The sequence below is a fragment of the Streptomyces sp. NPDC045470 genome (assembly GCF_040646595.1).
Taxonomy (GTDB): domain Bacteria; phylum Actinomycetota; class Actinomycetes; order Streptomycetales; family Streptomycetaceae; genus Streptomyces.
In genome coordinates, this window is record NZ_JBEZAN010000032.1 from 37,012 (window position 1) to 55,939 (window position 18,928).

The following is an 18,928-nucleotide window of genomic DNA, read 5'->3' on the forward strand; positions in this document are numbered from 1 at the left end:
ACGCAACAGGTTGAAAACCTGGCTCTACAAGAAAAGTCTGGCCCACCGACCCCAGCTTGTCGCCCGCACATGGTCGGCACACCCCGCTCTTCCCACCGTCCGCTGGCGCCGGGAGGTGGATTCCGGCAACGCCTGCTGGTGCGCGGTCTCCCGCCCATCCGCTTCCGTCCGTCCCGCCCCGGCGCCGACTGCCCGCGAAACTCCACGGCGTCAACTGCTACTCACCCGGCGACGGCGTGGTTCGGCGGCGATAGTAGGCGACGCCGAGAGCGATGGTGATGGGTCCCCACGCGGCGATCGGGGTGACGCAGACCGTCGCAAGCGCATGCCAGGTGCCGTTGGCGTATCCGACGGACTCCACGATGCCGTACAGGGTGAGCCAGCGACCGTCGCCGATCGGGACGTCGGTGAACAGCACGGTGAGGATCAGGCCGCCGAGGACGGCGGGCACGGCGGCGGCCATCGGCCGGATGCGTCTGCCACCGATGACCGGAATCCAGGCGGGTGCCACCTCTCCCCAGCCCCGGACCAGGCCGGTGGTCAAGAGCGCGATCGCTTCCGACAACACGCTGAGCGTGAGGACGTACGGGATGCTCACCCAGTAGGGCGGCATGGCGAGATCCTGGACCTGCCCCATGTCGAAGTGCAGGGCGAAGGGCAGCCGCCACAGGCACGACGGCAGCAGGAGCAGCGGAAGCGCGTAGGCCAGCCGCACGGCCCAGCGTGGGGCAGGCCGCTCGGTGTCACTGACGGGCGGGGGCGCGTGAACGATCTTCAGCTTCATGGCTCGATTTTCATGAAGCAGGCACCACCAGGAATCAGCCTCGGGGGCCGGACTGCTCCCCCGAGCGACGGACGCCGTACCGAGCAGTGTCAGCCGCAGGAAGGACGCTCGCCGCGTCAGCCTCACGATGATGCGTGAGCGGATACCGGGGTGCTCGCCGACGCCGCGGGATGCGGGAATGGCTGGAAGTCCGAGAACTCCCTTTACGCATAAGGGCTTTTGCCGCTTGATGCCTGTGGTCGCCGGCCGTCCGGCCGGCCCATCGGTCACTGCAGGCACCGACCGGAAGGAGCGCTCATACCGTTGACCGATGTGCTCGCCGCCGTGCTGCGGAGACGGCGTTGACAGCGCTCCAGGCCGCTTGGCACGGGGCCGACGGGAGAGGACAGAGCACTGACGAGACACCTCCGTCTGATGACGCGGGCCCCGTTACGGCGATGTGCCGTCGCCGTCCTGGCCGTGCTGGCGGCACTGGCCAGGAACGTGACGGTGGCCGCCCCTGCGGCGCAGGCCGTGAACAACGACGGCACCTCGTCGTTCGCCACGTACAACATGCACGTCTCCGACAACGGCCAGACCTGACGGTCGGAGATCGAGCCGCTGGCCGCGAACCACGCGGTGGTGGCGTTGCAGGAGGTCGGCGCCGGGCCACCCATGCCGGTGAAGGAAAACCGGGACAATGGACGCGGTCCCTTCTTCGGTTCCGACCACTGCTACATTTCGTGCTCCCACCAGCCGCGCGTGTCGATGTCTGCGGCATCCGCCAGCGCCTCCAATTCCGCGATCTCCTCGCCCGCGATCTGCGGGGTGAACTTCGTCGACAGTTGGTACTCGCTGCGGTGATGGCCCGTCAGTGCCTGGGCGAGGACGGTCTCCGAGCGGCCCATGCCGTACGCCACGGCGGTGTCCCACAAGGTGAGCCCGTTCGACCGGGCCTTCTCGACGACCTCTCGCAGGCCGGACTCGCTCAGCGGACTGCCGAAGTAGCCGTCGCCTGCCTCGCTGTCTCCCCAGTCCCATGTGCCCAACGCCACCGCCGGCACAGTCAGCGCCTTGTTCGTCATGTCGCATCTCCGTTGTCCGTTCTCGGGATCGTGTCGGAACGAGCGAGCCCCAGGAGACCGCGATCGCCACGACCGGAGAAGGTCGTGCCTGTGGGGGGTATAACCTCACCCCCCTCGCGCCGTGACCAGCGGCTACCCTCAATGACATGGACCAGCAGCCCGGAAACCGCGGCGAGATCCGGGACTTCCTTGCCAGCCGACGCGCCAGGATCACCCCGGCGCAGGCCGGACTGCCGACCAGCGCCCGACGCCGGGTCGCCGGGCTGCGGCGCGAGGAGGTCGCCGTCCTGGCCGGCGTGAGCAGGGAGTGGTACACGCGGTCGGAGAAGGGCCACATCGGTGGCGTGTCCGAAGACGTCCTTGACGCGGTCGCTCGTGCCCTGCGACTGGACGGCGACGAGCGTACCTACCTGTTCGACCTGGCCCGGTCATCGCGGCACGGGAGTCGCACGCCCTCGCGTCGCAGGGACGTCGAGGTCCCGCTCCGGGTCCAGTGGCTGCTCGACTCCATGACGATGTCCTCGGCGTTCGTACGCAACGGCCGTACGGACATCGTCGCCAGCAACCCCTTGGCCCGGGCCTTGCTCGCGCCGATGTTCGACAGCGTCACCATCGACGAGCGCGGCCGCCCCAACATCGCCCGCTACGTCTTCCTCGACCGTGGTGCACATGACTTCTTCGTCGACTGGGACGCCGCCGGTGTCGCCACCGCCGCCCTGCTGCGCGCCGAGGTCGGGCGCGAGCCCCGTGACCGGGCACTGCGCGATCTTGTCGGCGAGCTGTCCACCCTCAGCCCGGAGTTTCGCAGCCAATGGGCCGCGCACGACGTCCTGATGCGCCACGACGGCGTCAAACGGCTCCAGCACCCCAGCGTCGGCCACCTGGAACTGACCTTCCAGTCCCTCGACCTGCCCCTGCCGGGCCGAGCCGTGCACGACCTGATCATCTACACTGCCGAACCCGGCACCGCGTCCGAGGACCGGCTCAAACTCCTCGCCAGTTGGGCAGCTACGCACTCTCGGGCGGTACAGCCCACCCGCCATTCTCCTCAGCCCGGGCCGCTCTGATCCGTCGCGGTTCCCGCGAGGGTCTGACGGCGTTGCTTGCCTTGGTCGGGCCAGGCGACTCGATCACCGTGTCCACCCCCGACCGGCTTGGGTGCCTGCTCCTCGTCGCCGTAGCCCTGCGGCTCCTCGGCCATCCATTCACACCGACATGGACCGCGCTTCTGTACGTGGAGCCGACACCACTTTCTCCCATGGCCTTATCCTTGGGCCAGTAGGCACGTTCCGCTCGGCACGAGCCTGAGCAGGTCAGCCGGGCCTGTCCGGTAGCACCCCAAGTGCGTGGCGTTCCACAGACGACGCAGCAGTCCGGTTGAAGGCCCCGAGGGATGTCCGCGACCGGCTCATCGGGCGGGGGCCAGGTACGTAAGGGATGTTCACGAGGGCCTCCTGGTCGATGTCGTCCACCTCTGAGGACGGCCGTCGCCGGGCCGGAGTGTGGATCGGTCCGGTTCCCTCCGCCGTACGGGGTGGCTTCACGGTCGGAGCAGGACAGACATGGCGGGACGAAGCCATCGCGTGTCTCCTCGCCGGACAAGCTTTCGCGCTCGGGAGTTTGCGCGGTGGGCTTCCGTGGCCAGGCCCGTATGGGCAGCGCCGCTGCCCCGCCGGGCTCCGCCCTTCGCGTGCTGCGTGAACGGGCAAGTCGTGACCTATCGGTGCGGGGTCTGCGCGGTCCGTACAAGACGGTCGGCGGCGTCGCACTTCGGTCGCGGGCGCACACTCGCCGCGGAAGACTTGATTTGCCGCAAGGCGCCGTATTCAGGATCCCTTCCCGCCCCGCGCTGGAAGTACTCGCCGGCTCGCGTAAGATATCAATCCTTTGGCGTGATTCTTTCGGTGAGCGAATATCTGGCCTATGGGACCGGCAATTGAGTGTGGCTGGCCCCACCGGGTACGGGGCATAGTGGGATAGCGGACGCGAGTAGACGCACCGTACGTTTCCCGTGCCCGGCCGACACCGCCCCACCGCAGGCCGGGCGATTGCACGAGCCGCACGAGCCGCACGAGCCATGCGACATTCCATGAGGGCCGCGAAGGGATACGTCATGTCCGCAGTCATTGAGGTGCAGCATCTCCGCAAGTCCTACGGCGACCTCGTAGCGGTCGACGATGTGTCCTTCAGCGTCGAGGAAGGCGAGGTCTTCGGGATTCTCGGCCCGAGCGGTTCGGGGAAGAGCACGATCGTGGAATGCGTCAAGGGGCTGCGGGACCGGGACGGCGGCGACATCAACGTGCTCGGCCTCGACCCCCACCAGGACCGGGCCGAGGTGACGCGGAAGCTGGACGCCCAACTGCGGGCCGGGTGCTCGCCGGAGCGGATGCGCCTCGGCGAGGCGCTGTCGCTCTACAGCTCCTTCTACCGCGATCCGGCGGACTGGGGGCGCCTGCTGGCCGCGCTGGACCTGGCCCCGGAGGCCGGGCCGGACGAGGCGGCCGGCGGGGTGGCGGAGCTCTCCACCGTGCTGCCCCTGATCGGCAACCCGCAGGTGGCCGTCTTCGACGAGCTGACCACCGAACTGGACCCGCGGTCCCGGCAGGACACCTGGGAGCTGATCGAGAGCGTGCGGGCCAGCGGGCTCACCATCCTGATGGTCACCCGTTTCCTGGAGGAGGCCGTGCGGCTGTGCGACCGGATCGCACTGATCGACCAGGGCCGCATCAAGGCTTCCGGCACCCCGGCCGGGGTGGCCGACCGCATCAGGGCCGAGCGTTCGGCCGGGCCGGACCTGCGCCTTTCTCCGCGATGAGCCGGGTGTCGCGAAAAGGCGGGCCGAGAGTGGTCAACCGCGCCGGCGAAGCGTCCAGCCGGAACATTCCGCCGTCGGCGGGGGCGCGGCCGGGCAGCCGCGGGTGTGACCGGCCGCGGGACGCCTGCCTCGTACCCGGCGACGAGCATCCGTGCGGCGGCCCGCAGCGGCGGTACGTGACCGGCGAGAGGCGCACGGCCGACGAGAGATACGCGACCTGCGCTGGCCTTGCCGGTCGGCACCCGCCTGTCCGCTGCGCCGCGGCGGTGCCGAAACGCCGGAGGGCGGGACCGGCCGCACGGTGACGGTGCGGCCGGTCCCGCCCTCCGGCCGGCGCCTGTCGGGCCCTCGGCAAGGCGGCCCGGTCGGGCCCGGTCAGTCCGGATTCACGATGCGGGCGCGCCTGTTCAGCTCCTGGGCGAACCCGTCCCAGATCTGCGAGTTGCGCCGGGACAGCTCCACGATCAGCTCGATACAGTGCGAAGGCACCGAGGCACAGATGTCGTTCATCTCGCTGGCCCCCAGCACGTTCTCCCGGAACATCCGCAGCAGCCGCCGGCCCAGCTCGCTCTGACGCAGCGACGGGTCGCGCATGAGCTTGTCGAGTGTGACGGCGGTCGGCGGGGCGGCCGGTACGGGGGGCGGGTCCACCGGCTCGGGCTTGGCAGGTCCCGCCTCGCCCCTGCTGCGGCTCCGCTGGCTGGGGACGGGCTGGTCACCACGTTCCAGCCGGCGCCGTACGTCCAGCGCGGTGGCCGGTGAAACCCCTGCCGACCGGGCCACTTGGCGCAGCGAGGCGTCAGGGTTGTCCCGCATCAGCTCCGCCACCCGCAACCGGCCCTGCGCACCGTCCAGCGGGCGGACCTTGCCGTCCCGTCCGACGCGGAAGTCCGACTGCGGTACGGAGTCGGAGGAACGCCGCAGCTGTGCGACCGTCCGGGCACCCAGACCGGTCGACTTGGCGATGGCCCGGTCGGCCATGGTGGGGTGCGACTTGAGTATGCGCAGCGCTGCCGCCGTGCGATCGGCCTGCGACAGGGGGAGGCCGTGTTCGACGTTTGCCTCGACGCTTTTGAGGAAAGCCTCTTCGCGGTTTCCGTCGAAGAATCTGACATCGATGTCTTTCTGGCCCTTGAGGGAGGCGGCCATCAGGCGGTGCAGGCCGTCGATGACGCACATGGTGCTGCGGTCGACCAGTATGGGGGGCAGCGGGCCCTCTATCGCGGCCAGCCGCAGCACATGCCCTTTGTCCTCACCTGTCAGGCGGGGTGAGTCTCCGGGCAGGACCTGGATGATCGGGACCGAGACAATCTCCGGCTCGCCGCCTCCCCGGCCGGTGACTCCGGCCGCTGTTCCGACTGTCTGTGCGAGACTCACCACTGCTCCCCTGACAACTACGTATCATCATGTGCAGCCAAACGCCAACAGTGGCCTTGTGTACGGAACTTGAGGCGTACCCGGGTCAGTAGCGGTATACCTCGAGAGCCGTCCGGACCTCCCCCGAGTTCACGGTCGCTCACGCTGCTTTTTCAGGTCACCTGACACGGGGTTGAACGCCTTGCATGCCATCGAGGAAGTAAAACCGTCATCAACTCGATAACCCTTTCGCCGATTACCACCAGGTACTTGACGACAATGCGCGGTACGCGCGGGTTACGCCGTCGAAATGGTTCGTGACTCCACGATGAACACCGCACGACAGTCATCACCGCCGTGCGGCGAAAACGCCTGCACGTCCAACCGGATGCCGCGATCCTATCCCGTTCCCCCCGCGTAGTGGAGGTCCGGAGAAGCACCGCGGAGCCCGACGCGACGTGGAGCGCCCTGTCGTCCGCCCTGTTCCGACCCGGAAGACGGTTCCGGCCGCCACCTGGTTCCATGTACAGGGAATCCATCGCGTCACCGCACCACCGGCCCGGCGGGCGGGCATTGCGCCCGTGGCCGACGGCGGGGGCCACCGGCGCTCGGGGCCGAATGCGAATGACCGAATCCGGTGTTCAACTGCTCCCTCTGTTCAACCGAACTCCGTGAAACGGAGTGTGCGCGAAGGACGCTCAACCGTGCGGCGGGCATCGGTTGAACAGTCGGCCGAGGTCCGGCGAGCATCGATTCGCGACGGGCGCGGACCCGGCGGGCATGCAAAAACGCAGCGAGGCCAGGGCCAGGGCGGTACGGGAACTCGGCCTGGAATCCGGAGCTTCGCTGCGTTCGGGGCAGCCGCCTCGGCGGCTGCGGGCGTCCGGGGACGGGGCGGCGGCCCGTGCCCGCCCTCATGGGCGCCCTTGTCTCGTGCTGGGCCTTCTACTTGCCGACGGGCTCCTTGACCACCTCGCCGACCACCACGTCCCCGTCCTCGGCGGCGGGGGGCTGCGGAACGGCCGGCACGGTGAGGCCGGGCACGGTGAGGTCAGGGACCTTCTTCACCGCCTCCAGGGCGGATTCGATCGCCTCGGCCAGCGTGGGCGTGACCGTGTCGTCGAAGTCGACCTTCGTCACGGTGACCTCGGCGTCGGTGGGAAGCGTGTCGGTCGCGAAACTCGCGCCGGAGAAACCCGCTTCCTTCAGAAGTTCCCCCTCCTCGTCCGTGATCTCGCGACTCAGGACCAGGGAGAATTTGTGCCCCATGTACGTCACCTCTCAATGTCGCCACGTAATGCGGAACAGTAACCGGGGTCATCGGGACGACACAACAGGCGGCCACGTTCCCTCCTTTATACAAATACCATCGCGGTGCGGCCGTCTTCGCCGTTCAACCGTGCTTTTCCCACAGTTGACCGGGTACCTTCGGCGCCGGGTGCGTGTCCGTGATCGGACGCCTTGCAGGCGCTCCGGCAAGTGGCTACGTTTTCATCTCACTTGACGATTCGGCATGACTACCTTCAGGAGCGGCATGACCCAGCCTTCGCCCGGAGACGAACTGTGGTGCAGGCGTTTTCACCCTGCCGATAAGCCGACCGCCCGGCTGGTGTGCCTTCCGCACGCAGGTGGGTCCGCGCCTTTCTTCCTGCCGGTGGCGGCAGCGCTGAGCCCGGACGTCGACGTCGTCGCGATCCAGTACCCCGGTCGGCAGGACCGCCGCGCGGAGGCGCCCGTCGACGACCTGTCGGTGCTCGTCGACCGTATCCACCAGGTACTGCGGCGCCAGCCCGACCTCCCGCTCACCCTCTTCGGCCACAGCATGGGCGCCGTCATCGGCTTCGAACTGGCCCGCCGCCTGGAGGCCGACGGCCGGCCCCCGGTGCGGCTGCTCGCCTCCGGGCGGCGCGCGCCCGGCACGCACCGGGACGAGACCACGTTCACCAGCGACGAGGCGATCATGGCGGAGGTGCGCCGGCTCAGCGGCACCGCCGCCGCCCTGCTGGACGACGAGGAGATGATGCGGGCCGCGCTGCCCGCACTGCGCGCCGACTACCGGGCGATCGAGGTGTACCGGTGCGGGCCCGACGCCGTCGTGGACACCCCGATCACCGTGCTGACCGGGGACAACGATCCCAAGACCACGCTGGACGAGGCGAAGGCGTGGGACCGGCACACCCGGGGCGGCTGCGATCTGCGGGTGTTCGCCGGCGGCCACTTCTTCATCAGCGAGCGCAGTGCGGAGGTCATGCAGGTCCTGAAGGAGCACTTCCGGCAGGAAGGCGTACGCGGCGTCGGCTGACCGGCGTTCCGTGCCCGGTGCCGCAGCACGAAGGCCCCGCACCTCCCGTCGAAGCGGGTGGTCGCGGGGCCTTCGTGGTGCGGCGGTCCGCCGTCGCGGGCAACGGACAGGGCCGGATGCAACGGGGGATGCACCCGGCCCTGCCCGGTGTGCGGACGTGCTGCCGTCCGCGTGCCCGTCCGCTCCTGGTCCCGGCCGGGCCGGGACCGTCGCGGAGGGCCGGTCGTCAGGCCTTCTTCTTCTTGGCCAGCTTGGGGAAGACGCCGCGCACCGCGGCCCCGCGGGTGAGCACCGCGGCGCCGACCAGGGCCAGGGCGGAGACGCCCTGCATCGCGGCGTACCAGGCCGGGCAGAGCCCGGGGATCAGGTCGACGACGATGATCGCGATCGGCAGGATCACGGTCACCGTGGCCAGCCGGTCGTACTGGCGGGCGTCCCCCTGTGCCGAGCGGGTGGCCATCCGGTGGAAGAGCGGCCAGACGAGCAGCAGGATGGCCCCCCGGATCCACATGAAGGAGCTGGCCTCGTTCCCCGTGATGGCCATGGCGGCCACCGTACCGAGCACGATGACGCTGATCACGCCGTACAGCCCGATGAACTTGTGCACCGTCTTGAAGGTGTCCTGGACGCGGGGGTCCTCGTAAGTCTCAGGGGCCGTCGTGATCGCGGTGCTGTCCGCCATGTCGTTCTCCTCCGTCTCAAGGTGTTCTCCACGCTATGGAGTTGCCGGAAGAGGCGGTATGGGCCTGAGCGTACGGCTGGGTGGGGCCAGCCCCACCGTCGGGAGGGGCCCAGCCGTACGGCGCGTCCTCACCGTGCGCCACCGCGGACAGACATCGCCGCACCGTCCCCGGACTGCGGTGTTCAGCCGCTTCGGAAGGGCGGGCGGCGGCATCGGTGGCGGGCTGTGCGGGATGCTCGTGACACGGCTGCCGGGCGCGGTGGGGCTAGCCCCACCGGTGGCGGGGCGTAGCGGGATTCCGGCTCCGGTGTGCTCTGCGTACCGTCGGCGGTATCGGTCAGGGGTCCGCTCCCGGCTGACATTATGATCGCCGTGGTGAAGGGAACGAGACGATGAGGATACCTCCGGGAGGCGGCCCGCTGCGTTGGTGTGCCGAGGTCGGCCTCGGGCTGTACCGGTCCGTGGTGCTGGTCGGGCTCACCTGCGTGATGCCGCTCGTCGCGGTGCCCGTCGGGATCGGCGGCGCCCGGCTGGCCGGCTCCTGGACCGCCGGTCTGGAGGCGCCGCTCGCCGTGCGGGTGCTGGCCACCCTCGGGCAGGGGCTGGCGGTGGCCTTCTGGATCGCCGCGGCCCTGTTCGTCGTCTACCCGCTGACCAGCCGTGCCCTGGCCAGGGCCGCCCGCCGGTGCGCCGCGGACTGGCTGGAGGTACGGCACGAGGTGCGCTACCGCGCGGTCCCGCCGGTGACCCGTATGGCCACCGGATTCTGGTGGGACGGGGAGGAGTACCACAAGACCGAGCGGGAGGCCCGCCGACGGGCCGCGGTGCACGCCCGCTTCCACGACCCGCAACTGCACTGGGACGGGCTGTGGGCGGTGGTCGCCTCGGTGACCGTGCTGCCGGTCTCCGCCCTGCCGCTGCTCGCCCTCGGTTACGGCATCTACATGGCGGTGACCCCGGCCCTCGTCGGCTACGGCGTCGCCCTGATCGTGGCGGGCCTGGCCGCCGCCCCCTTCGCCTGGCGGATCCTGCGGCCGATGGCGACCCGCCTGCTGGGCCCGGTCCCCCGCACCCGGCTGAGCCGGCGGGTGGAGGAGCTGGAGGCCATCCGGGCTGATCTGACGCAGGCTCAGGCCGCGGAACTGGAGCGGATCGAGCGCGGCCTGCACGACGGGGCCCAGGCCCGGATGGTCGCGATGGGCATGTCGATGGGCGCCGCCGAGCAGTTGGTGGACTCCAACCCGGATGCCGCCAAGGCGGTGCTGGCCGAGGCCCGGGCCACCTCCGCCACCGCCCTGGCCGAACTGCGCACCTTGGTCCGCGGGATCAACCCCCCGGTGCTCGCCGAACGCGGTCTGGTGGACGCCGTCCAGGCGCTCGCGCTGGACGCCGCCGTCGCCGTGGACGTGCTCACCCGGGTGCCCTCCCGGCCGGAGCGCCCGGTGGAGTCGGCGGTCTACTTCGCCGTCGCGGAACTGCTGGCGAACGTGGCCAAGCACGCCGGGGCGGAGCGCGTCACGGTGGAACTCAGTTATGCCACGCGGACGCTGACCGCGACCGTGAAGGACGACGGGGTCGGTGGGGCCGATCCCGCCGGCGGCTCCGGGCTGAGCGGCATCGAACGCCGTATGCACGCGTTCGGCGGTCGTCTGGAGATCGACAGTCCGGCCGGAGGGCCTACCCGTATCACTGTGGCGGTGCCGTGCGAATTGTCGTAGCCGAGGATCTCTTCCTGCTCAGGAACGGGATGGTGCAGCTCGTCGAGGCGTACGGGCACACCGTGGTCGCCGCCGTCGAATCCGGGCCCGCCACCTTGGACGCACTGCTCGAACACCGGCCGGACGTCGCGATCGTGGACGTCCGGCTGCCGCCGACCTTCTCCGACGAGGGGCTGCAGGCCGCACTCGCCGCCCGCCGCGCCGTGCCCGGGTTGCCGGTGCTGATCCTCTCCCAGCACGTCGAGCAGTTGTACGCGCGGGAGTTGCTGGCCGACGGGTACGGCGGCATCGGCTACCAGCTCAAGGACCGGGTACTGGACGCAGACCAGTTCCTGGACGCCCTGACCCGGGTCGCGGGCGGCGGCACCGCGTTGGATCCCACGGTCGTCTCCAAGCTGCTGGCCCGGCCCACCCGGGCCGATCCGCTCGCCGCCCTCACCGAGCGCGAGCGCTCAGTGCTGGAGCTGATGGCCGAGGGGCTGTCCAACGCGGCCATCGCCGGGCGGCTGTTCTTGAGCGAGGGCGCCATCAGCAAGTACACCACCACGATCTTCGCCAAGCTGGGTCTGGTCAACGACGACGACACCAACCGCAGGGTCCGCGCCGTTCTGGCCTACCTGGAGGCGACCAGCCGCAGCGAGGAGTGATCTCGGCGGTGGGGCGGCCCGGGCGGGCGATGCGGCGCCGGCCGCACCGGCCGCCCGGGCTCGGTCATGTCTGCGGCGCGCCCTCGGCTGCCGTGTCCGTCGCGCGGATGCGGGCGGCCAACTGCCGCGGGGTGGACTGCTCGAAGATCTCGGAGAGGCCCAGCGAGCGGCCGCTGAGGTTCTGGAACTCCTGCATCGCCACGGCGGCCAGCATGGAGTGGCCGCCGGCGGCGAAGAAGTCGGTGTCCGCGTCGGCGTCCTCACGCCGCAGGACGGTGCGCCACACCTGCACCAACTGGTCCGTCAGGGCGTCCACGCCGGCCGCCGTCCCCGGCCGGTCGGCGGCGTCCGGAGCGCCGGTGCCGGAGGGGCTCGTTGCTGTGCGGTGCGTGCGGCGGGCGGTGACGATCCGCTCCAGTTCCCGGTGGTCCACCTTGCCGTTGCCGTTGACCGGCAGCGGATCGACGGTGACGAGGTCGCCGGGGAGCATCGAGCGGGACAGCCGGGCGCGGGCGTGCTCGTGGACGTCGGCGGTGTCCAGTGTGTCGCCGGACGGCTCCAGGCAGCCGATGAGTACGCCGTCGCCGCTCGGGTCGCCGACCATGATCACCGCGGCGGCGGCGACCTGCGGGTGGGCCGTCAGCGTCGCCTCGATCTCGCCCAGCTCGATGCGGTTGCCGCGGAGTTTGACCTGCCGGTCGCTCCGGCCGAACAGGTCGAGCAGACCGTCCGCCCGCCAGCAGGCCACATCGCCGGTGCGGTAGAAGCGGCCGTGCTCGGGGTGGACGCCGAAGCGCTCCGCGTCCAGCTCCGGCCGGCCGTGGTAGCCCAGTGCGACGCCCGTTCCGGAGATGCACAGCTCTCCCCGGACGCCCACCGGCAGGTCACGGCCGTGGGCGTCGCTCACGTGGACACGGGTGTTGCGGATCGGGCGGCCCACGTCCAGCCGGGCGCCGGGGTCCTGCGCGATCACGCGGGAGGTCGACCAGATGGTCGTCTCGGTGGGGCCGTAGGCGTGGTGCAGCTCGCACCTGGCCGCCAGCAGTCGCCGGGCCAGCGGGAGCGGCACCGGCTCCCCGCCGATCAGGACGCTGCGGCCGCGCAGGCAGTCCGCCGCCCGGTCGACGACCAGCCGCCAGGTCGTCGGGGTCGCCTGGACGAAGCGTACGTCGTGTCGCTCCAGCAGTTCGCGCAGTACCCGGCCGTCGCTCCTGGCCCGGTCCGGGGCCGCCACCACCCGGCCGCCGGAGACCAGCGGCACGAACAGTTCCACCCCGGACATGTCGAAGGCGAAGGTCGTCGTCCACAGCATGGTGTCGCCGGGCGCCGCGGCCAACTGGGCGGCGAAGTGCGCGGCCAGGTTGGCCAGGGCTGCGTGGCCGACCAGTGTCCCCTTCGGACGCCCGGTGGATCCTGAGGTGTACATCAGGTAGGCGCAGGCGGCGGGGTCCGCCACCGGAGCGTCGGGGGCCGGTGTCTGCGGGGCGTGGTCCGCCGGCGGCGCGTGCAGCACCGCGGGCCCGTCGGGGCCGGCCAGGGCGGCGGTGTGCTCGTCGGCCACCAGCACCGTGGCGGCGGAGTCGGAGAGCTGGTGGCGGATCCGCTCGCGCGGGTGGGCCGCGTCCACCGGCACGTACGCCGCGCCCGCCAGCCAGGTGCCCAGGACTGCCGCGACCAGTTCGGCGCCGCGTGGCAGGGCGATCGCCACCACGTCCCCCGGCCGTACCCCGGTGTCCTTCAGGCGGGTGGCCATGGCGTGTGCGGCGTTCCACAACTGCCGGTATTCGACGGTGCGTTCACCGTCCACGACGGCCGCCGCGGCGGGCGCGCGCCGGACCTGAAGGCGTACGGCGTCCAGGACGGTGGCCGGCTCGACGGGGCCCGCGGTGTCGTTGGCCGCGCCGATGATTTCGTGGTCCCGTCCGCTCCACCAGGACACGTCGCCGACGGCGCGGTCCGGGTCGGCGGTGAACGCGCGCAGCACCGTCTCGTAGCGGGCCAGCAGGAGTTCGGCCAGCGCGGGGTCGAACAGCTCGGTGCGGTAGCGCAGGCGCAGTGCGGTGGCGCCGTGCGTGTCCTGCGGGGCCGTCGCCGTCAGGTCCAGGTCGAAGCGGGCGGTGCCGCTGGTGGCGGGGAAGGGCCGGGCGGCCAGGCCGCCGAAGGTGAAGGCGACCGGGCTGGTGCCCGTACGGAACTCGAAGGTGTGCCGGAAGGGCAGCGGGAGGCGGCCGGGGGCGGCCGGGGGCAGCAGGCCGGACTGCGCCGCCTCGGCCGCCGCGGCGTGGGCGGTGGCGGCGGCCAGCCGTTCGGCGCTGCGCAGCACCAGGTCGCGGACGCTCTCCTTGTGCTCGGTCCGCAGCCGCAGCGGCACCTGGCCGGTGTGCCGGCCGAGCGCGTGGGCGGCGTGTACGGGGCGGAGGTCGATGGGGAGGCCGACCAGCAGGTCGGGGCCGGCGCCGTGGGCCTCCAGCAGCACGTAGTAGGCGGCCAGCAGGATCGCGGACTGTGGGACACCGAGGTCGTCGGCGAGCCGGCGGAGGCCGGCCGCGGCGGGCGGGGGGAGGGTGCGATCGAGCTGTGCGGCGGCCAGGGTCGGCCGGTCCGGGTCAGGGGCGGTGCAGGACAGCTCCAGGCTGTCGGTGCTCGCGCCGGCCAGCTCCGCCCGCCAGAAGGCCAGGCTCTGCGGGTTCGGCGCCGCGGCGTCCGGGGCGGGCACCGGGCCGGTCTGCGCGGTTCCCGCTGTTGCGGTGCCCTCCGTGGCGCGCTGCTCGTAGGCGGCGGCCAGGTGGTCGCGCAGCAGCGGGCCGGAGATCTCGTCCAGGATGAGCCGGTGCGCGGTGACGCAGACGACGTCGGTGTCCGGGGAGCGGAACAGCGCCGCCCGTACGGGTGGGGTGCCGTCCAGCGGGAAGGGGGCGGCGGTCACCGGTGCGAGGTCGGCGGGGGTGGGTTCGCCGGGCAGCTCCGTCTCCGCCACCGGCAGCGGGCACTCGGCCGCCGCCAGCACTCGTTTGACCAGCCGGGAGCCTGCGCCGCGGTAGGCGGTGCGCAGTGCCTGGTGGCGTTCCGCCACGGCGGCCAGCGCAGCGCGGAGCCGTTCGGCGTCGACGTGCCCGGCGACGGCGAAGGCCACCGAGACGTTGTTCACCGGGGTGTCCGGCGCCGACGACTCCAGCCGCCACAGCGTCTCCTCGGCCGGGGAGACGGCGGTCTCCGCCGTGCCGAAGGCGGGTGCCCCGCCGCCCGCCGCCCCGGGCGTGTGATCCTGCGCGAAGTTGTTCACGCCGCTCCTCCGTCGGTGCCCGGCACGATCCCCAGCTCCTTGTCGATGAGGTCGAACATCTCGTCGTCCGTCGCCTCGGTGATGTCCGTGTCGGAGGAGCCGTGGTCCGTCTCGGCGCCGCGGAACTCCTCCATGATGGTCTCGAAACGGCTCATGATCTCCGCCTTGCGGCCGCCCCGTCGGACGATCCCGGTGAGCAGCGACCTGAGCCGGTCCAGCTCGCCGAGCACCGGCCCGTAGTCGATCTCCTGCTCGGCGATCCGCTCCTGGAGGTACTCCGCCAGCTCCTGCGGCGTGGGGTAGTCGAAGACGACCGCGGCCGGCAGCCGCAGGCCGAGCGCGCCGCTGACGCGGTTACGGAATTCGACCGCGGTCAGCGAGTCGAAGCCGAGCTGGCGGAAGTACCGGGCGGGTTCGATGGACTGCGGTCCCGGCCGTCCGAGCACCAGCGCCGCCTGGGTACGCACCAGGTTCATGACGGCGTGGTGGAACTGCTCGGGCGGCAGCGCGGCCAGCTCGTTGGCCAGCTTCCGGCCGGCGTCCTGCCCCGGCCCTCCCGCGGTGCGCCGGCCGGGCCGGACCAGGCCGGTGACCAGGGCCGGTACGGCACTCGCGGTGCGGCGCAGCGCAGCCAGGTCCAGCCGGGTCGTGACCAGCAGCGCGTCCGACCTGCCGAGGGCGGCGTCGAACAGCGCGAGACCGTCGGCCGCGGGCAGTGGCCGCAGTCCCTGGCGGGACATCCGCTGTCGTCCGGCGTCGGTGAGCTGTCCGGCCATCCCGTCCTCCCACGGTCCCCACGCCAGCGATACGGCGGGCAGGCCGTGGTGGCGACGGTGGGCGGCCAGCGCGTCCAGGAAGGCGTTGCCGGCCGCGTAGTTGGCCTGGCCGGGGGTGCCCAGCACACCGGCCACGGAGGAGAACAGGACGAAGGTGTCCAGGTCGAGATGGCGGGTCAGGTCGTGCAGGTGCCAGGCGGCGTCCACCTTGGGCCGCATCACCTGCTCGACACGCTCCGGGGTGAGCGAGGCGAGCACACCGTCGTCCAGCACGCCCGCGGTGTGCACCACCCCGGTCAGCGGCGCCGCGGCCGGCACCCCGGCCAGCACGGCGGAGAGCTGTCGGCGGTCCGCGACGTCGCAGGCCAGGACCTGGACCGGGCGTCCGGCGGCGGCCAGTTCGGCGGCCAGGCGCGGCATTCCGGGGGCGCCCGCGCCCCGCCGTGAGGTAAGCAGCAGCCGCTCGGCCCGGCCGGTACGGGCCAGGTGCCGTGCCGTCAGGCCGCCGAGCGCCCCCGAGGCGCCGGTCACCAGCACCGTGCCAGGTCTGCCCGCCGCGGCGGGCGGCAGCGTCAGTACCGTCTTGGCCACCGTGGACGCCTCCGGGGCCTGCGTCCGGAAGACCTGTGCGGCCTGGCGAACGTCGCGGCAGGCCACCGGCAGGGGCCGCAGCGCTCCCTTCTCGAACAGCCCGGCCAGCTCAGCGAGGTGGAATTCGAGCTCCTCAGGGCACTGGCCGTCCGGTTCGGCGCCGTCTGCCGACAACGACCGGCCGCCGGAGCGCAGCAGTCGCAGCGCCGCGTCCGCCGCCGCTGTGTCCGGGTTCAGGGCCGGGGCGGGGCTCGGGGTCGGGTTCGGGCTCGGGGCCGCGGTTGTCGAGGGGAAGGTGAGCACGATGTCCATCCCGTGTCCGCCGGTCGCGGTGCGGAATGCCTCCTCGAAGCCTCCCGTCGCGGACGGCGCCAGGTGCTGTTCGTCCAGGCCGAGCCGGTGCAGCACCGGCGCGGCGGACGGCGGCGCCGTGGCGAACACCTCGGCGCCCAGGTGGCGTGCCAGCTGGACGGCGGCCAGGCCCTCGGGGCCGGCGGCGGGGTGGATCAGCACCCGCTCCCCGGGGCGCGGTGCGGCCTGCGTCAGCAGCCGGTACGCGATCAGGAACGCCACCGGCGCGGCGGCGGCCTGCGCCGCCGACCAGCCGTCCGGCACCGGCATCAGCAGCCGCGCATCGGCCACCGCGGTGGCCGCGAAGGCGCCCGGGAACAGGCCCGTCACCCGTTCTCCGACGGCCGGCCGGGTGACTCCTGGTCCGGTCTCCAGCACCACCCCGGCGCCCTCCCGTCCGAGCGGTCGCGACCATTCGGGGGAATCGCCCAGCACGTGCCGTACGTCCTGCCGGTTCACCGCGGCCGCGTGCACCGCCAACCGGACCTCACCGGCGGCCAGGGGCTGCCGCTCCACCTCGCAGCCCACCGGCCGCACCGGGTCGGCGGCGTCGGGTCCGCAGGCCGCCAGACGCCAGTCCCGGCCGTCCGGCACCGGCAGTTCCTCTCCGGCCGCCCGGACCAGTCGCGGCACCAGCAGCCGGCCGTCGCGCACCGCGAACTGTGGTTCGCCCAGGGCCACCCCGGCCATCACCAGAGGGCCGGAGCCGGCCGGTCGCGCCACGTCCGCCAGCACGATCCGCTCCGGATGCTCGGCAGCCGCCGTCCGCACCAGTCCGACGACTCCGGCGCCCGCCAACCGCAGGTCCGTGCCGGCGTCCGCGTCCAGCCCGCGCTCGACCACCACCACCAGTTGTGATCCGTCCAGCACACCTGCCGCCAGCCACGCGTGGACGGTCTCCAGCACGCGGACCGTGGCAGCGCGCGCCGTCTCGGGCACTGTCGCGTGGTCCGGGTTGGCGGCAGGGTTCGGGATGGCGGCGGGGCTCGGGGTGGCGGCGCGGTCCGGGTTGGCGGCGCGGTCCGGTTCCCCGGCAGGGGCGCTGTCGGACACGCAGCGCAGCACCACCGTGTCCGGCACCGGGGCTCCGTCCCGCACCGCGGCGACCAGCTCGGTGACGTCCGGGTACGCCGCCGCGCCGGGCACCTCCAGTCCGCCGTCGTCGCCGAGGACCGCCCACCGGCGCCCCGGCTCCCCGGTCTCCGGCACCTCGTCCACCGGGGACCACCGCACCCGGAAGAACCCGTCTCGGCCCGCCCCGGCGGCCTGTTCCAGCGCGCCGGGAGCCAGTGGTGCCGGGACCACCGCGCCCGCCGAGGCGATCGGCCGGCCGACCGGGTCGGCCAGCGTCACCGCCACGCCCTCGCCGGACGGGGACGGCACCACCCGTACCCGCGCCGTCGTGGCGCCGGACGCGTACAGCCGCACTCCGCTCCAGGCGAAGGGCAGCAACGGCCCCTCGGAATCCGTCCGGTGCTGCTCCGCCTGTTCCAGGCAGGTCAGGTGGAGGGCGGCGTCGAGCAGGGCCGGGTGCACGCCGAACCCGTCCACCGCCACGTCCTGCGGCAGGGCGATCTCGGCGAACAGTTCCTCGCCCCGGCGCCAGGCCGCCCGCACCCCCTGGAAGGCCGGACCGTAGCCGAGGCCGGTGGCCGCCAACCCGTCGTAGAGCCCCGGCACGTCGGCCGGTACGGCGCCGGACGGCGGCCAGTGCGCGCTCCACGCCGCGTCCGCGGCGGCCTCGTCGTCCGCCGCGGCCGGGGCCAGCGTGCCGCTGGCGTGGCGCGCCCACTCCCCCTCCGGCCGCCGCGCGAACACGGCGATCTCTCGGCGTCCCTCGGCGTCGGCCGTGCCGACGGTCACCTGTACCCGGACGCCGCCGCGCTGCGGGAGCACCAGCGGGGCGTCGACGAGCAGCTCTTCGATGCGGCCGCTGCCGGCCTCGTCGGCCGCGCGCACCACCATGTCCACCAGCGCCGAGGCGGCTACGACCGGACGCCCGGCCACCAGCAGTTGGCCCAGCCAGGGCTGCGTGGACCGGGTCAGCTGTCCGGTCAGCACCACCTCACCGGAGGCAGGCAGCTCGACGGTCGCACCCAGCAGGGGGTGCCCCGGGCGTTCCAGGCCCAGGTCCTCGGCGCGGCTTGTGGAGGCCGGGCTCAGCCAGTAACGCTGCCGCTGGAAGGCGTAAGTGGGCAGGTCCACGCGCTGGGCGCCGGTGCCGGTGTAGAGCGCGTCCCAGGCGACCGGGACGCCGCGGACGAATGCCTTCGCCAACGTGGTCAGCACGGCGCGCGGTTCGTCACGGCCACGGCGCAGCAGTGGCAGCCACACCTCGGAAGCCGAATCTATCTCGCTGTCGGTGTCGGTGCGGGTCTGCGGGCCCATGCCGGACAGCACGCCGTCCGGGCCGAGCTCGATGAAGGTGCGTACGCCAGCCTCCCGCATCGCCTCCGTGGCGTCTGCGAAGCGGACCGCCTCACGCACATGCCGCACCCAGTACGACGGATCGGTGACCTCCTCCGAGACGGGACCACCAGTGAGCGCAGAAACCAACGT

General features: G+C 72.2%; 13 protein-coding genes. 6 read left to right on the plus strand and 7 right to left on the minus strand.

Annotation, left to right across the window (positions count from 1 at the left end; all coding sequences use genetic code 11):
* Positions 1–217 precede the first annotated feature (217 nt).
* Positions 218–784 (minus strand): hypothetical protein, encoded by a 567-nt coding sequence (locus tag AB0A97_RS39710; protein WP_361160366.1) that lies wholly within the window; start codon positions 782–784, stop codon positions 218–220.
* Positions 785–1,198: 414 nt separating this feature from the next.
* On the opposite strand from AB0A97_RS39710, the gene AB0A97_RS39715 reads away from it, so the two are divergent.
* Positions 1,199–1,366: a hypothetical protein gene (locus tag AB0A97_RS39715; RefSeq protein WP_361160369.1), complete on the plus strand. Its 168-nt coding sequence runs from the start codon at positions 1,199–1,201 to the stop codon at positions 1,364–1,366.
* A 131-nt stretch (positions 1,367–1,497) separates the two neighbouring features.
* On the opposite strand, the gene AB0A97_RS39720 is transcribed toward AB0A97_RS39715, so the two are convergent.
* Entirely contained in the window at positions 1,498–1,848 is a 351-nt protein-coding gene (locus AB0A97_RS39720) for an aldo/keto reductase (protein ID WP_361160371.1), read from the minus strand.
* 146 nt (positions 1,849–1,994) lie between these two features.
* Between AB0A97_RS39720 and AB0A97_RS39725 the strand changes: the two genes are divergently transcribed.
* Positions 1,995–2,915 (plus strand): helix-turn-helix transcriptional regulator, encoded by a 921-nt coding sequence (locus AB0A97_RS39725; RefSeq protein WP_361160374.1) that lies wholly within the window; start codon positions 1,995–1,997, stop codon positions 2,913–2,915.
* Between the two features lie 1,046 nt (positions 2,916–3,961).
* Positions 3,962–4,663: an ABC transporter ATP-binding protein gene (locus AB0A97_RS39730; RefSeq protein WP_361160377.1), complete on the plus strand. Its 702-nt coding sequence runs from the start codon at positions 3,962–3,964 to the stop codon at positions 4,661–4,663.
* A gap of 375 nt (positions 4,664–5,038) precedes the next feature.
* Here AB0A97_RS39730 and AB0A97_RS39735 read toward each other — a convergent pair whose 3' ends face one another.
* Positions 5,039–6,040, minus strand: coding sequence for a ParB N-terminal domain-containing protein (locus AB0A97_RS39735; protein WP_361160380.1), 1,002 nt, complete (start codon positions 6,038–6,040; stop codon positions 5,039–5,041).
* 924 nt (positions 6,041–6,964) lie between these two features.
* Positions 6,965–7,288, minus strand: a complete 324-nt coding sequence (locus AB0A97_RS39740; protein ID WP_361160383.1) for a hypothetical protein — start codon at positions 7,286–7,288, stop codon at positions 6,965–6,967.
* 265 nt (positions 7,289–7,553) lie between these two features.
* Here AB0A97_RS39740 and AB0A97_RS39745 point away from each other — a divergent pair, with 265 nt between their 5' ends.
* Positions 7,554–8,321 (plus strand): alpha/beta fold hydrolase, encoded by a 768-nt coding sequence (locus AB0A97_RS39745; protein ID WP_361160386.1) that lies wholly within the window; start codon positions 7,554–7,556, stop codon positions 8,319–8,321.
* Between the two features lie 226 nt (positions 8,322–8,547).
* On the opposite strand, the gene AB0A97_RS39750 is transcribed toward AB0A97_RS39745, so the two are convergent.
* The gene (locus AB0A97_RS39750; RefSeq protein ID WP_361160389.1) at positions 8,548–9,003 is read right to left on the minus strand and encodes a hypothetical protein; all 456 of its coding nucleotides are present in this window, start codon (positions 9,001–9,003) and stop codon (positions 8,548–8,550) included.
* 392 nt (positions 9,004–9,395) lie between these two features.
* On the opposite strand from AB0A97_RS39750, the gene AB0A97_RS39755 reads away from it, so the two are divergent.
* Both AB0A97_RS39755 and AB0A97_RS39760 read left to right on the plus strand, forming a co-directional pair.
* Positions 9,396–10,721 carry a histidine kinase gene (locus AB0A97_RS39755; RefSeq protein ID WP_361160392.1) on the plus strand — a complete coding sequence of 442 codons (1,326 nt, stop codon included), beginning with the start codon at positions 9,396–9,398 and terminating at the stop codon, positions 10,719–10,721.
* Entirely contained in the window at positions 10,706–11,368 is a 663-nt protein-coding gene (locus tag AB0A97_RS39760) for a response regulator transcription factor (protein ID WP_361160395.1), read from the plus strand. Before AB0A97_RS39755 ends, AB0A97_RS39760 begins: the two co-directional genes overlap by 16 nt.
* A 64-nt stretch (positions 11,369–11,432) precedes the next feature.
* Here AB0A97_RS39760 and AB0A97_RS39765 read toward each other — a convergent pair whose 3' ends face one another.
* Together AB0A97_RS39765 and AB0A97_RS39770 are read right to left on the minus strand one after the other, a co-directional pair.
* A complete protein-coding gene (locus AB0A97_RS39765) occupies positions 11,433–14,651 on the minus strand; it encodes an amino acid adenylation domain-containing protein (RefSeq protein WP_361160398.1) in 3,219 nt (1,072 codons plus the stop codon).
* Positions 14,648–18,817, minus strand: a complete 4,170-nt coding sequence (locus AB0A97_RS39770) for an SDR family NAD(P)-dependent oxidoreductase (protein ID WP_361160402.1) — start codon at positions 18,815–18,817, stop codon at positions 14,648–14,650. The genes AB0A97_RS39765 and AB0A97_RS39770 overlap by 4 nt, the downstream gene beginning before the upstream one ends.
* Positions 18,818–18,928 lie beyond the last annotated feature (111 nt).